General features: G+C 41.2%; 12 protein-coding genes and 4 tRNA genes. 6 read left to right on the top strand and 10 right to left on the bottom strand.

Going from position 1 to position 13,873, the window contains the following annotated elements; genetic code table 11:
• The 5 genes from ACPUEN_RS20460 to ACPUEN_RS20440 are packed head-to-tail and all read right to left on the bottom strand — an operon-like array spanning window position 1 to window position 5,321.
• Window positions 1–867 carry a sugar phosphate isomerase/epimerase family protein gene (locus ACPUEN_RS20460; RefSeq protein ID WP_425637765.1) on the bottom strand — a complete coding sequence of 289 codons (867 nt, stop codon included), beginning with the start codon at window positions 865–867 and terminating at the stop codon, window positions 1–3.
• A 54-nt stretch (window positions 868–921) separates the two neighbouring features.
• A complete protein-coding gene (locus ACPUEN_RS20455) occupies window positions 922–1,482 on the bottom strand; it encodes a gluconate 2-dehydrogenase subunit 3 family protein (RefSeq protein WP_425637764.1) in 561 nt (186 codons plus the stop codon).
• A gap of 17 nt (window positions 1,483–1,499) precedes the next feature.
• The gene (locus tag ACPUEN_RS20450) at window positions 1,500–3,179 is read right to left on the bottom strand and encodes a GMC oxidoreductase (RefSeq protein WP_425637763.1); all 1,680 of its coding nucleotides are present in this window, start codon (window positions 3,177–3,179) and stop codon (window positions 1,500–1,502) included.
• 28 nt (window positions 3,180–3,207) lie between these two features.
• Complete coding sequence (locus ACPUEN_RS20445; RefSeq protein WP_425637762.1) at window positions 3,208–4,086, bottom strand: hydroxypyruvate isomerase family protein; 879 nt, start codon at window positions 4,084–4,086, stop codon at window positions 3,208–3,210.
• 17 nt (window positions 4,087–4,103) lie between these two features.
• Entirely contained in the window at window positions 4,104–5,321 is a 1,218-nt protein-coding gene (locus ACPUEN_RS20440; RefSeq protein ID WP_425637761.1) for a nucleoside permease, read from the bottom strand.
• Window positions 5,322–5,573: 252 nt separating this feature from the next.
• Between ACPUEN_RS20440 and ACPUEN_RS20435 the strand changes: the two genes are divergently transcribed.
• Genes ACPUEN_RS20435 through ACPUEN_RS20420 form a run of 4 tightly spaced genes read left to right on the top strand, consistent with a single transcriptional unit; the run spans window position 5,574 to window position 9,018 of the window.
• Window positions 5,574–6,743 carry a Gfo/Idh/MocA family protein gene (locus tag ACPUEN_RS20435; RefSeq protein WP_425637760.1) on the top strand — a complete coding sequence of 390 codons (1,170 nt, stop codon included), beginning with the start codon at window positions 5,574–5,576 and terminating at the stop codon, window positions 6,741–6,743.
• Between the two features lie 32 nt (window positions 6,744–6,775).
• Window positions 6,776–7,828, top strand: coding sequence for a sugar phosphate isomerase/epimerase family protein (locus ACPUEN_RS20430; RefSeq protein WP_425637759.1), 1,053 nt, complete (start codon window positions 6,776–6,778; stop codon window positions 7,826–7,828).
• A gap of 28 nt (window positions 7,829–7,856) precedes the next feature.
• Window positions 7,857–8,279: a c-type cytochrome gene (locus tag ACPUEN_RS20425; RefSeq protein WP_425637758.1), complete on the top strand. Its 423-nt coding sequence runs from the start codon at window positions 7,857–7,859 to the stop codon at window positions 8,277–8,279.
• 1 nt (window position 8,280) lies between these two features.
• On the top strand, window positions 8,281–9,018 hold the full coding sequence (locus ACPUEN_RS20420) for a 3-keto-disaccharide hydrolase (RefSeq protein WP_425637757.1): 738 nt from the start codon (window positions 8,281–8,283) through the stop codon (window positions 9,016–9,018).
• 129 nt (window positions 9,019–9,147) lie between these two features.
• Here the strand turns inward: ACPUEN_RS20420 and ACPUEN_RS20415 are convergent.
• From ACPUEN_RS20415 to ACPUEN_RS20400, 4 genes are all read right to left on the bottom strand, one after another.
• A tRNA-Lys gene (locus tag ACPUEN_RS20415) sits at window positions 9,148–9,223 on the bottom strand.
• 49 nt (window positions 9,224–9,272) lie between these two features.
• Window positions 9,273–9,346: transfer RNA gene (locus ACPUEN_RS20410), tRNA-Arg, on the bottom strand.
• A gap of 55 nt (window positions 9,347–9,401) precedes the next feature.
• Window positions 9,402–9,475 (bottom strand) — tRNA-Pro (locus tag ACPUEN_RS20405).
• A 157-nt stretch (window positions 9,476–9,632) separates the two neighbouring features.
• Window positions 9,633–9,705 (bottom strand) — tRNA-Lys (locus ACPUEN_RS20400).
• 207 nt (window positions 9,706–9,912) lie between these two features.
• On the opposite strand from ACPUEN_RS20400, the gene ACPUEN_RS20395 reads away from it, so the two are divergent.
• Window positions 9,913–10,638, top strand: coding sequence for a hypothetical protein (locus tag ACPUEN_RS20395; protein WP_425637756.1), 726 nt, complete (start codon window positions 9,913–9,915; stop codon window positions 10,636–10,638).
• 41 nt (window positions 10,639–10,679) lie between these two features.
• A complete protein-coding gene (locus tag ACPUEN_RS20390) occupies window positions 10,680–13,238 on the top strand; it encodes a M1 family metallopeptidase (RefSeq protein WP_425637755.1) in 2,559 nt (852 codons plus the stop codon).
• Here ACPUEN_RS20390 and ACPUEN_RS20385 read toward each other — a convergent pair whose 3' ends face one another.
• Window positions 13,239–13,859, bottom strand: coding sequence for an LON peptidase substrate-binding domain-containing protein (locus ACPUEN_RS20385; RefSeq protein WP_425637754.1), 621 nt, complete (start codon window positions 13,857–13,859; stop codon window positions 13,239–13,241). It lies immediately after the preceding gene.
• Window positions 13,860–13,873 lie beyond the last annotated feature (14 nt).

Below are 13,873 nucleotides of genomic sequence, written 5' to 3'. Positions count from 1 at the left end.
CTAAACCTTTAGCTTACTTAAGTACACAGCATTTGCTTCGGCTGCTTTAAGCGGTGTAGTACCTACAAAGCGCTCTTGCTCCACAACGAAATACTCCATTCCATACTTTTTGGACTTTTTGATGATTTCTGCGTAGGGCATTTCACCTGCTCCAAGTAGGACGCCTCGATCGTGTGCATCTCCTCCATCTGGTTCAGCATCTTTTACATGACATAGTTTAAATCTACCTGGGAATTTAGCTATGTACTTTAACGGATCGTAACCTGCCACATGAGACCAATACATGTCCAATTCGAAATCCACTAAATCAGGATCAGTATTTGCCATCAAAATATCCTGAGGCAACTGTCCATCAAGCATCTTAAAAGTATAATCGTGGTTGTGATAGGCAAACTTCAGCCCATGGGATTTTAAAGTCGCACCTGCCTTATTGAATCTTTCAGAGATATTTTTCCATTCATCTACCGAGTTCTGAGCTCCGATATATGGGCAAATCAAGTATTTCATACCCACTTCCGCAGCTTGCTCTGCCTGCTCATCGAGATTTTTGAACACATCAGCATGAGAAGAAATAAAATCAACACCAATATCACTTAATAAACTCTTGCATTCCGCTGGCGTCATTCCCCAGAGAATCCCTTTACCGCCATCAAATCCTTCAAATTGCTTGTATCCAAACCCTGCAAGCTTGCGCATGGTGCCAGCAGCATCCTTTGCCATCTCTTCCTTCACAGAGTATAATTGAAGTCCAAATTTAGATAGCTTTGCAATTTCCGCCGATCTCGCGGCGATTTCGTAAGGAAATAATGCAGCTCCTACACCAAGCATACCGCCAATCTGAAGGAATTTTCTTCTTTGTTTATTCATAAAATAGGAAGGCCTGCCCTTCGAAAGAGCAGGCCATTTATATAGGTAAATTAATTAAACTGCGTAAGCTTTGTCTCCTTCGTTGTATGGAATACAGGGATCAAATCTCCCAGGTACTTCAACGTAATTTAAGGCTTGAGTCGCTCCGATTTCAGAAGTAAAGTAACCAAGAACTGTCAAGTCACGAAGCATGTTAATTACCTCTGGGCTTCTAGCCTCAGCGCTAACTTTATAAGCTTCATACATCCCATTTAAATAAGCTAATCTTTCCTCTGCAGGAGCTCCTACAAAGCTCTTACCATTAGCCGCTTTGAAATCTTTGCCCAGCTTATTCACTCCATCAACAAAAGTCTTTTGGCTATCTCCATCGTAGGTATCTTTCACCATCATCACCATAAAAGAACCAATCCCAACAGCTTTAGCTCCAGGAGTATTGGTCTCTGGAATTATAGTATCTCCCAACTCGTCCAAGAAAGCAATGTCATCTGGATCAAAGTCCAAACCCTCTATTTGGTTTTCAGGAGTACAGCCTGTCATGATTGCCGTAGCGCCAACCATTGTGCCTCCCATCATTACCATGACGCTTTTCAAAGCGTCTCTTCTATTCATAGTCATAGTCTTGTCTTTTACGATTAGAGATTTTGCTTTTTCAATTCATCTACTGCGAAAGCTGCTGCTCTTGCAGTCAACGCCATATATGTAAGTGAAGGGTTTACAGCTGCAGCCGAAGTCATACATGCTCCATCAGTCACAAACACGTTTTTAGCTTCCCAAACTTGGTTATTCCCATTCAAAACTGAAGTTTTCGGGTCTCTACCCATTCTTGCAGTTCCCATTTCGTGAATACCTTGTCCGAAGGTATAGCCAGAATCATATTCATTGATATTTTTGAAACCAGCCACTTCAAGCATCTCTGCCGCATCGGCCATCATATCCTTACGCATTTTGATTTCATTGTCTTTGATCTCAGCATTCATCACCAAGGATTCCAGACCCCATTTATCTTTTACAGTATCACTTAGTTTGATAGTGTTTTCATGGTATGGCAAAATTTCTCCAAACGCCGTAATTCCCATAGACCATGGTCCTGGCTGTGTAAGTGCCTCTTTCATTGGAGCCCCAAAATTCAATTCGGCAACATCACGCGTCCATCCACTTCGGCTAGCTCCTCCTTGGTATCCAAAACCTCTTAGGTAATCCCTTTTATCACCGTTTACATTTCGGAATCTTGGGATATAAAGACCTGTAGGTCTACGCCCAAAATAATATTTATCCTCATAGCCATCCATGGTACCACTAGCTCCCAAACGGAAATGGTGATCCATTACATTATGCCCAAGTTCTCCTGAACTACTACCCAATCCACCCGGCCAAATATCCGTAGCTGTGCGCATAAGGATAGCTGTTGAGTTGAAAGCTGAAGCACAGAGGAAGACGATCTTTGCATCGAACTCAATAGTTTCGTTGGTTTGGCCGTCGATGATCTCTACTCCCGTTGCTTTCTTAGTGTCTTTATCATAAATCAATCTTCTTACAATTGACCAAGGACGAAGCGTAAGATTACCAGTAGCTTCAGCAGCAGGCAAGGTAGATGCTTGAGTACTGAAATATCCTCCAAAAGGACAACCTAATGAACATTTGTTTCGGTACTGACAACCAGGCCTACCAGGAAGTGGCTGGGTAATATTTGCGGGACGGCCGATAGTCCATGTTCTGGCACCTTGGTAATGTTCTTTGATTTTAGCTGCGGCATCTGTCTCTACACAATTCATCGGCATCGGAGGCATAAACTCACCGTCCGGAAGTACATCTAATCCGTCTTTGGAACCAGAAACTCCAGCAAATTTCTCCACATAAGAATACCAAGGAGCAATATCTTTATAGCGAATAGGCCAATCTACAGCAATGCCTTCTTTTACATTTCCTTCAAAATCTAAATCAGACCATCTGTACGATTGTCTTCCCCAAAGAAGAGAACGCCCACCAACTTGATATCCACGGAACCAAGTGAACGGTTTTTCTTCAACATAAGGTGAATCATCTTCGTGTGCCCACCAGTCAAGATTAAGCTCATTCAGAACATAATCTCTTCTTAAGTTTGGGTGATTTTCCAGCTGTTCCTGAGTTCTTCTACCTCGATGAGGCACTTCCCAAGGTGGAAGGGTAGCTGTTTTATAATCCTTAATGTGTTCTACATTTGGGCCTCTTTCCAGCAATAATACCTTAAGCCCTTTTTCAGTTAATTCTTTCGCAGCCCAACCGCCACTTATTCCTGACCCAACTACAATTGCGTCATATGATTCATTTGCCATAAATATGGGTGTTTGATTTAAATGTTAATTACACGTCACAGACTTGTACTCCCTGAGCTAAAGCCGCTATTTTATCTGCAGATTTTGGAATAAACTCATGGGATACATACCCCTTGAAACCTGTGGCTACTATAGCTTTCATCAAAGCTGGATAATAAATCTCTTGAGTATCATCCAGCTCATTTCTTCCTGGATTACCTGCAGTATGATAATGACCAAAGTATTGGTGATTATCATTTACACTTCGGATCAAATCACCCTCATCGATCTGCATATGATAGATGTCATACAGTAGTTTGAAGTTTTCACTACCCAATCGCTTACATAACTCCACGCCAAAAGCGGATTTATCGCACAGATAATCTTTATGATTCACTCTACTGTTGAGAAGCTCCATCTGAATGATTACTCCATGCTTTTCAGCTAAAGGGATAATTTTCTCAAGTCCTATTTGGCAATTTTTCAATCCAGTTTCATCATCCATCCCTCTTCGATTTCCAGAGAAACAAATTAGATTTTTGTAGCCTGCATCTGCTACCTTAGGAATCATTTCTGTGTAATTCTTGATGAGTTGATCGTGATATTTCACTTCGCCAAATCCTTCCGTAAGGCTGATTTCAGCGCCGTTACACATGGAGGAATCCAGACCATGTTTTTTAAGAATGTGCCAATTACTTGGTCCTATTAAGTCTATTCCTTTGATGCCAATTTTCTTTGCCTCGGCACAGAAAGCATCAAGTTCAAAATCTCTGAAACACCAGTGACAAACGCCATGGTTAATATTTCCTTTCAATTCGTATGGTTTCTCTGCCTTCATCTCGAACGAAGAAAGAGTGCTGAAAGCAGCGCCTCCGAGTAAAACTTTTTTGAAAGATTCTCTTCTTCCATTATCAATACGTTTGGTCATTAGGGTTTTAATTGAAGTTAATTTATTTGTTCATTCTTGAAAAGAGCAGTGAAAAGTAGCAAAACCAAAACAGAAATACCAGAAGGAATTAACCAAATTGATTGCCAAATGTGTTCTCCAACGTCATTCGAATAATAATTTGAAATCAAACCCGCCGCCCAGAAGCCAATTAGCATCCCTATTCCGTAGGTAGCCAAAGTAATTAAACCTTGAGCTGATGATTTATATTTTGTTCCTGCATGAAAGTCGGTATAAATCTGACCACTCACAAAAAAGAAATCATAGCAAACCCCATGAAGAGCAATCCCAGCTAGAAGCATCCAAACGCCCTCATTTGCATCTCCTAAAGCGAAGAAAGCATAGCGTACTGCCCAAGCTATCATGGCGACAATCAAGGTTTTTTTAATACCAAACCTGACGAAGAAAATTGGTAAAGCAAGCATAAAAATCACCTCTGAAGCTTGCCCCATTGCCATTTTCCCTGTAGAATTTTCCATACCTATCTCAGTCAGAAATGGGCTTGTGCTTTGATAGTAGAAAGCAAGAGGAATGCAAATCAGAATCGAGGAAACGAAGAAAACCGCGTAATTTTTATGTTTTAGCATCCCTAATGCATCTAGTCCTAGTGCTTCAGAAAGTTTGAATTGTCCCTTGACCCTAGCCTGTGGGGCAGTATGAGGAAGCATAAAACTAAACACCCCTAATACTAAAGAGCTAATGGCTGCCATCATCCAGGTATTTCTCAATAAACCTTCCCTTAATCCTACCTGACTATCCCATGACAAAAAGCTGATCAATAACCCGGCTGTGATCCAACCTATGGTACCCCAAACTCGAATAAATGAAAATTCCTTAGCAGGATTTTCCATTTGATGAAAGCAGATTGAATTGACCAAAGCTAAAGTTGGCATAAACAGAATCATGTATAAAAGTAGGATTGGGAAAAATCCAGAGAAATCAGATGAAGTGTAGAGTACATACATCAGGCCAGCACCCATTAGATGAATCACGCCCAAGATTCGCTGTGCATGAAAATACCGGTCAGCAATTAACCCAACTATAAATGGCGCGATGATGGCACCGAATGATTGCGTGGAAAAAGCCAGAGAGATATCCTGATCTTTTGCCATTAGATTTGATCCAAGAAAAGTCCCCATAGTTACATACCATGAACTCCAAATAAAAAACTCCAAAAACATCATTAAAGAAAGGCGAAGCTTTACGCTGATATTCATGGGTTTAGGAAAAGATTAGGATTACGATAACTATTATGAATTAGGTATGGTTTAAACTTTAACCAATTTGAAGTATTTTAGAGCGTACAAACTACTTCATAAAGTTCTGACTTGAAACCAACTCAAAAGCCACTCATACCAAGATGAAGCTATTGGTCAATTATTCTATCAATTCAGTCGAAGACCGAAGGTTTTTCAATTCAGATTCAATTATTTCAAGTATTTAATCCTGAATATATAGTCTTTTTACATATGTTATCCTCACAAAAATTAAAAATCGGACTAATAGGTGGTGGTCCAGGATCATTTATCGGAGCTATTCATTTAAACGCAGCATTGATGGACGGCATGTTCGAACTTGTCGCTGGTGCTTTTAGCTCAAATCCTGAAAAATCAAAACAACGGGGGGAAGAACTGATGCTTGACCCGACACGTGTTTATGCTAGTTATGATGAGATGTTTGCCAAGGAACTTGAACTTCCAGAGTCTGAGCGAATTGACGTAGTAGCTATTGTGACCCCTAATAATGTTCATTTCGATCCTGCAGTAAAAGCACTTAAGCATGGCTTTCATGTTGCATTGGACAAGCCTTTGACTTTAAATTACCAAGAAGCCAAAGACCTTTATCACGTCGTAAAAGCTTCCGAAAAGCGTTTCTTACTTACGCATACTTACTCAGGCTATCCTATGATCAAGCAAGCAAAACAAATGATCGCTGAAGATAAAATAGGTAAGGTGAGAAAAGTCTATGTGGAGTATCCTCAAGGTTGGCTTTGGAAACTACTCGAATCCGAAAACAATAAGCAAGCAGAATGGCGGACGGATCCGAAGAGAAACGGGTTGGCAGGCTGCATGGGAGATATCGGTACGCATGCTTTCCATCTAGCAGAGTATGTTTCTGGAGAAAAAGTATCTGCTATTTGCGCAGATTTATATATTAAACTTGAAGGAAGACCTATCGACGATGATGGCGTAGTTTTGATGCGGTTTGAAAATGGTGCTTCTGGAGTTCTTACCGCTTCGCAAACAGACACAGGTGCAGAAAACAATCTCAGAATTCGCATCTATGGCGAAAAAGGAGGCTTGGAATGGCAGCAAGAGTTAAATAACACGCTGATTGCCCGATGGCCAGACGCTCCAGCCCAGATTTTAAGAGCTGGAACAGGATATCTTGGGTCTCTGGCAAATGAAAACACCAGAACCCCAGCAGGACACCCTGAAGGCTATGTGGAGGCATTTGCTAATTTGTATAGAAATTTTGCACGCTGTATCTATGCAGAGAGAGCCGGAGAAATCCCAAAACCTGAATGGGAGGATTACCCTGGTATAGAAGATGGAATCAGAGGAATGGCTTTCATCGATCATGTATTAAAAAGCAATGAGTCTGATACAAAATGGACGCCATTCATAGTTGAAAAATAAATTCTTAAACCTAATATTTTAACCTAAGAAAAATGAAGACAATTAAAGGCCCTGCGATTTTCCTCGCACAATTTATTGACGACAAAGAACCATTCAATAACCTGAAAAACATCTGTAACTACATGGCCGACCTAGGCTATGCCGGTGTTCAAATACCATCTTGGGATGGTAGAATGATGGATTTGCAAAAAGCTGCGGAAAGCAAAACCTATGCGGATGAAATCAAAGGTACAGTAGAAGAAGCTGGACTACAGGTTACTGAATTATCTACTCACCTGCAAGGACAATTGGTAGCTGTTCATCCGGCATACAACGAGTTATTTGATGGCTTTGCTCCTGATAATCTGAAGGGAAACCTGCAAGGAAAAACTGACTGGGCAGTGCAGCAATTGAAATATGCAGCAAAAGCTTCTCACAATATGGGGCTCACCGCACATGCTACTTTTTCGGGTGCATTGATGTGGCATACGGTTTACCCATGGCCTCAAAGACCTGCTGGTTTGGTAGAAACTGGATTCACAGAGCTAGCTAAAAGATGGACTCCTATCCTTGATGAATTCGATAAATACGGCGTTGATGTGTGCTATGAGCTTCACCCGGGAGAAGATTTGCATGACGGAGTGACATTTGAAATGTTTCTAGATAAAGTCAATAATCATAAACGTGCCAACATCCTGTACGACCCAAGCCACTTTGTGCTACAGTGCTTAGACTATTTACAATTCATTGATTTTTACCATGAAAGAATCAAAATGTTCCACGTAAAAGATGCTGAGTTCAACCCGACAGGGAAGCAAGGCGTCTATGGTGGATATCAAGGATGGGTAGAGCGAGCAGGTCGCTTCAGATCTTTGGGAGACGGCCAAGTTGATTTTAGCGGAATTTTTAGCAAACTTTCGCAGTACGATTATGATGGATGGGCCGTTTTGGAATGGGAGTGTGCGATCAAGCATCCTGAGCAAGGAGCTGCAGAAGGTGCTCCATTTATCGCATCCCACATCATTAACGTCACAGAAAAAGCATTTGATGACTTTGCCGGCAGAGGAGCAGACGAGGAATTCAACAAACGAATTTTAGGAATCTAATTACTTAAACAATTTATTTATAACATTTATGAAAATCACAAAACCAATAAACTTTGCAATTGCAGCAATGGCAGGATTGGCATTTGCCTGCGGTGGCGGAGAAAAAACTACTGAAACCGCTGAAACTGTCGCTACCCCAGCGACACCTGAAGTAGAAATGAGTTTGGAAGAAAAATACCAAGATGATCCAATTTACATCAAAGGTTTAGCAAAATTAAAGGCTTCTGATTGTACATCTTGTCATATGGTAGAAAGGAAGATCGTAGGCCCTTCCTATGCAGATGTAGCAGCTAAATACGAAGCTACGGAAGAAAACATCGAAATGCTGGCCAAAAAAGTAATTGAAGGTGGCGTGGGAACCTGGGGAGAAATCCCAATGCCTCCACACCCAGCTTTGAGCATAGAAGATGCTAAGGATATGGTAGCATACGTTCTCCTTTTGAAAAAGTAAAATGAAGATTAACTATATCATCGTCGCAGCTTTGGCAGGAATCCTTGCTTCATGCTCTGGCGAGAAAACAGTCGAAACTGAAGTAGAAGAAGTGACTGTTTCTGAATCTCAAGAAGAAGAATGGGTCGATCTATTTGCAAATAATAATTTCTCCAAGTGGCATAAATACAATGGAGGAGATGCCATAGATGGTTGGAAAATTGAAAATGGTGAAGTCTATCTTGACGTAAAGAATATTGACAGGGAAGCGGGAGAAGGTGGAGATATCGTAACCAATGAAGAATTTGAGAATTTTCATTTGAAATACGATTGGAAAATCGCCGAGAACGGTAATAGTGGTCTCATATTCTATGTGCAAGAAGCTCCAGAATATGAGAACACCTATAATACTGGTTTAGAAATGCAGGTGCTTGATAATGATGGTCATCCTGATGCTAAAATCATTAGCCATAGAGCTGGAGACCTGTATGACCTGATCGTAAGCAGTGAAGAGACCGTGAAGCCTCATGGAGAGTGGAACTCAGCAGAGATCATCTCTAACAATGGCCAGCTAGATCTAATTCTCAACGGAACCACAGTGGTAAGCACTACGCTTTGGACACCTGAATGGGAAGCATTGGTTGCTGATAGCAAATTCAAAGACATGCCGAATTGGGGTACGTTCAAAAAAGGGAGAATTGCACTCCAAGATCATAGTGATCTAGTTTATTTTAAAAACGTGATGATTAAAAAGCTTTAAGAAAGCTTCTACCAAAGTTCACCCTCATTAAGTTTATAGCTTGATGAGGGTATTTTTTTGCCTTCCTCTAACAAATCGCCTCAAAGAATTAGGCTAAAAATAAGAAAAGCAGCCCAATTGGACTGCCTTTGGTGATCCCGCTGGGGCTCGAACCCAGGACCCATACATTAAAAGTGTATTGCTCTACCAGCTGAGCTACGGAATCGGTAATTAATAATAAAACAAAAAGCGGAACGTGATTCCGCTTTTGAGAGTGATCCTGTCAGGACTCGAACCTGAAACCTACTGCTTAGAAGGCAGTTGCTCTATCCGGTTGAGCTACAGGACCGGATAAGTAATGTCAGCAAATCTGAAGATTATTTGACAAAACAGAAATAATAAAGTCGGGGTGGCAGGATTCGAACCTACGACCTCCTCGTCCCAAACGAGGCGCGATACCGGGCTACGCTACACCCCGAAACTTTCTTTTTAACTCCTTGTAAGTTAAAGTTGCGATTTGATCAAAACTAGTTTGATTCAATCAAGTGATCCCGCTGGGGCTTCCCGATACCAACTCGCTTCGCTTCGTTTCATCGGGACAGGCTTCTCGCCCTTTCCCTTTTGTAATCATCAAGTGATCCCTCTGGGGCTCGAACCCAGGACCCATACATTAAAAGTGTATTGCTCTACCAGCTGAGCTAAGGAATCATATCTTTTATCTAACCAACCTTATATTGGTTTTGCTCTACCTCCCGATAGCTATCGGGATGAGCTAAGGAATCATATTGCTCTGAAAATTTCAGAAAATTTAACCACTAAATCATGGCTTAAAACCTTTCAAATTGACTTCCTGGCCTTGCTTTTTGCCAGATCATTGCCGTAATTGGACTGCAAAAATAAGGGGACAAATTTTAAATGCCAAACGTGAAATCAATCTTTCTCACAAAACTTTTGATATTTTTATCGATATCTCTACAAAGTATTCATTGTCAAGCAGATGTAATCGGTCTAAATAAAGCAGATTCTTTGTTTAATGTTAGAAGCTACAAGGAAGCCATGGAAATCTATGATTCTAACTACCAATCCGGGGTTTATTCGCCGGCAATGCTGCTTAAAATGGCTTTTATTTCCGAAGGAATTGGAGACAACGAAAGAGCAACTCTTTACCTGAGTAAATACTATGACCTAGATCCGAATCCACAGGCCATTACAAAAATCAAAAGCCTTACCGGTCAGAGTTCATTGGTAGGATACGAAGTGAGCGATGGGCAGCGCTTTTTAATATTTCTCACCGAATATCAAGAATACATTGTGGGAGCCTTGGCTATTTTCCTTGTCTTATCCATAATCGCAAGCTGGATAACGGGACGCAAATCAGAAAAGACTCAGACTTTCTGGCCGACCATATTACTAATCGTCCTAATATTCGCGGCCAATAACTTCTTAAATGGTCCTCGCACAGGACTAATCACCAGCAGCCCAACATTTATTGTCAGCAAACCGTCAGCTGGAGGAGAATTGATCGACATGGTGGAGCCAGGACATCGAGTTCATATCAAATCCAACAAAGACATCTGGTATGAGGTAGAATGGAAGGATAAAAGTGCCTATATCAAAAAATCCGACGTGACTCGGATGTAATTCATCTTGCGATTCCTCCAAAATATGCTGATTGTTAAGACATGAAAAACCTCTTGTTGCTTTTTGGAATCATCTTGTTATTTGCTTCCTGCGAAAAACCAGTTTCAGATGCACATTTCTACGATTCTGGAATTTCTTCTGAACTGGCCAAATTCAGAAAGCACCAAGTATCGGATATTCATTACATTTTATCTTTTGACATTCCTGCAGAAAAGTCGAAGAAAATAAATTCCCATTTGCTGCTGGAAGTAGAGATTTCCGATCTATCCCATCCTTTGATTTTAGATTTTCATGAGAAGGCATCACATCTGCTTTCTCTCAACGTAAATGGAAAGCAAACTGAAATCGACCACAGAGATCAACACTTGATTATCCCAAAGGAAGCGCTGACTATGGGCAGCAATTCTATAGCAATAGCCTTCATCGCCGGTGAGCTTTCGCTCAACCGAAACGAGAGCTTTCTTTATACCTTGCTGGTCCCAGATAGAGCGAGCACCTTATTCCCTTGTTTTGATCAGCCAAATTTAAAGGCAAACTATACGCTGAATATCTCAGCTCCGAAAAACTGGAAAGTCTTAGCAGGCGGTCCTGAAATAGCTTCTGAAGAAAACGGGGAGTTTATAACTCATCGCTTCGCTAAGTCAGATTTGATGAGCACCTATTTGTTTTCCTTTGTGGCAGGCGAATTTGAGGAAGCAAAGTCTGCATCTGACTTTCCACAAACATTGCTCTATCGGGAAACAAATCCTGAAAAGATCGAAGCTTCTATCCCTGAACTTTTCAGGCTACATCAAAAAGCGAAAGAGTTTCTGGAAGACTACACTGCCTACCCTTTCCCATTTCAAAAGCTTGATTTTGCCACTATCCCTATATTCCAATACGGCGGAATGGAACATGTGGGAGCCATCCAATACCGGGAATCCTCACTTTTCCTGGACGAAAATGCCACCGATTCAGAATTACTTAGCAGAGCAAAACTAATAGGACATGAAACCGCCCATATGTGGTTTGGAGATTTAGTGACTATGGATTGGTTTGAGGATGTTTGGATGAAAGAGGTTTTCGCAAACTTCATGGCCGGCAAGCTCGTCAATCCAACTTATCCAGAGATCAACCACGAGCTATCTTTTCTTACCAATCACTACCCTTCTGCCTATGGAGAAGACCGTACGAAAGGAACCAACCCAATTCGGCAGAAATTAGCCAATCTGAAGGACGCTGGCTCCCTTTATGGAAGTATCATTTACGACAAAGCTCCAATCATGATGCGGCAGCTGGAAACAGCCATGGGAGAAGAAGCATTTCAGAAAGGCATCCGGAAATACATCAAGACATACGCAAACGGAAATGCGGACTGGAATGCCCTTGTAGAGATTTTGGATGAAAACACCCCAATGGATCTTCAGCAATGGAGTGATGTATGGGTAAATCAATCGGGCAGACCTATTCTTTCCGACAAAATCGAATTTGGCAAAGACGGAACAATCAGCTCCTTTGTGATAACTCAAAAAGCCGAAGATGGATCGGATAAAGTTTGGCCCCAGCTTTTCGACATTACCTTTTTCTATGAAGATGGGATTAAAACGTTTTCAGTGGCGATGGAGGATAAAACGCTGGATTTGAAACAAGCAATAGGCGAACAAAAACCTTCAGCCATTCTTTACAATAGCAATGGTCTTGGCTATGGCATTTTTCCCGTAGATCAAAGCTCTCTTCCCCAGATCACTTCGCTCACTGATGAAGTGATGCGAGGACAGTCTTACATCAACCTGTATGAAAACACCCTTTCAGGTAACATTGCTCCAATTTTGGCTTTTGAAACTTTCCAAAAAGGAATTGCAGCAGAGCAAAATGAGATTCTTGCTCGATTGATTTCCGGAGAACTGAACAATATTTTCTGGAACTATCTCACCGAAGAACAACGTGAAAAAGTTTTACCTGGCTTGGAAAACCAACTTTGGGATCAATTACAAATGGATCTTCCAACTAATTTGAAGAAAACAATCTTCTCTCTTTATAGCGGAATTGCCTATTCTCAAACTGGATATGACCGTCTATACCAGGTCTGGAAAAAAGAAGTTGAGATCAAAGACCTGAAACTCAACCCTGACAATTTTACCAGTTTGGCAATGACTTTAGCACTTTATGGTCACCCAAAAGCAAATGATATATTAACTGAGGAAAGAACTAGGATTAGCAATCCTGACAAACTTGATCGATTTGACTTTCTCCATCCAGCTTTATCTCAAAATGAGTCTGAGCGGGATTCCCTCTTCGAATCATTCAAAGCGGCAACTAACCGTGAAAAGGAATCATGGGTACTCGCTGCCTGTGGATACATACATCATCCTTTGCATCAAAAGTCAGCGATCAAGCATCTCCCTTTGGCTCTAGCGCTTTTAGAAGACATTCAAAAGACGGGAGACATCTTCTTTCCTAAAAGATGGGCTTCTGCCACCGCAGGGCAATACACATCGCCAGAAGCGGCTAAAATCGTCTCAGATTTCCTGACTTCTAACCCTGACTACAACCCTATCCTGAAAAACAAAATTTTACAGGCAACGGACGATTTGATGCGAGTGCAATCCATCCATCAATAATTAGAAATCTAATGGATCGAGGTGCTTAAAATGGCCATTTAGCTTAATTTTCTCTTTGGCTTGCTCGGCAGCTTGTAGAGCGGGAATGATTCTCTTGAGATGTTTGATGAGAAATTCAGTTCTTTTTTCCTCAGAAGGAAGTTTGATAAGCTCTAACTCCTCTTCCAGTTTAAGTCCGATTTTATGAGAAAAAGAAAATGAATCAACATCAGCTGGGTTGAAACTCACATCATAACGTAACAAATGGAGCATTTCCCGCAGATAAAAAATATACTCATGATGTAAAAAATCCGGGACTCTGAGATCATCCTCTAGCCATTCGATAGCACCAGCTGCATACTCTTTTCCAGGCGAAGGATTATCAAAGGTGGCTATTTTGAAAACCCGCTGACCAGTAGTTCTAATATCCATTCTGCCGTCGTCATATCGGGTATGAATCTCACCTAACTTCACTTCGGTGCCATAGCCAGATAATTGATCGATAAAAGTGCAAACTCCAAAAGTCAGATCTCCCGCTTCTACATCCTTGATCAACTCCTTGTATCGAGGTTCAAATATGTGGAGGTTAAGTTCTTCTCCGGGAAAAACGACTAATTTCAATGGGAAAAAAGGAAGAATCATGGGCATGCTTTTTT

It is taken from the genome of Algoriphagus yeomjeoni (genome assembly GCF_049821175.1).
GTDB lineage: Bacteria > Bacteroidota > Bacteroidia > Cytophagales > Cyclobacteriaceae > Algoriphagus > Algoriphagus yeomjeoni_A.
Note: the sequence above shows the minus strand (reverse complement) of the source record. Positions and strands in the feature narration are given on the sequence as shown.

Bases quoted from the DNA above. Each gene is read 5' to 3' on its own strand.
- ACPUEN_RS20445 (WP_425637762.1), bottom strand. From the start codon at position 4,086: ATGACCAAACGTATTGATAATGGAAGAAGAGAATCTTTCAAAAAAGTT.
- ACPUEN_RS20395 (WP_425637756.1), top strand. From the start codon at position 9,913: ATGCCAAACGTGAAATCAATCTTTCTCACAAAACTTTTGATATTTTTA.
- ACPUEN_RS20440 (WP_425637761.1), bottom strand. From the start codon at position 5,321: ATGAATATCAGCGTAAAGCTTCGCCTTTCTTTAATGATGTTTTTGGAG.
- ACPUEN_RS20385 (WP_425637754.1), bottom strand. From the start codon at position 13,859: ATGATTCTTCCTTTTTTCCCATTGAAATTAGTCGTTTTTCCCGGAGAA.
- ACPUEN_RS20435 (WP_425637760.1), top strand. From the start codon at position 5,574: ATGTTATCCTCACAAAAATTAAAAATCGGACTAATAGGTGGTGGTCCA.
- ACPUEN_RS20425 (WP_425637758.1), top strand. From the start codon at position 7,857: ATGAAAATCACAAAACCAATAAACTTTGCAATTGCAGCAATGGCAGGA.
- ACPUEN_RS20460 (WP_425637765.1), bottom strand. From the start codon at position 867: ATGAATAAACAAAGAAGAAAATTCCTTCAGATTGGCGGTATGCTTGGT.
- ACPUEN_RS20430 (WP_425637759.1), top strand. From the start codon at position 6,776: ATGAAGACAATTAAAGGCCCTGCGATTTTCCTCGCACAATTTATTGAC.
- ACPUEN_RS20455 (WP_425637764.1), bottom strand. From the start codon at position 1,482: ATGACTATGAATAGAAGAGACGCTTTGAAAAGCGTCATGGTAATGATG.
- ACPUEN_RS20390 (WP_425637755.1), top strand. From the start codon at position 10,680: ATGAAAAACCTCTTGTTGCTTTTTGGAATCATCTTGTTATTTGCTTCC.
- ACPUEN_RS20450 (WP_425637763.1), bottom strand. From the start codon at position 3,179: ATGGCAAATGAATCATATGACGCAATTGTAGTTGGGTCAGGAATAAGT.
- ACPUEN_RS20420 (WP_425637757.1), top strand. From the start codon at position 8,281: ATGAAGATTAACTATATCATCGTCGCAGCTTTGGCAGGAATCCTTGCT.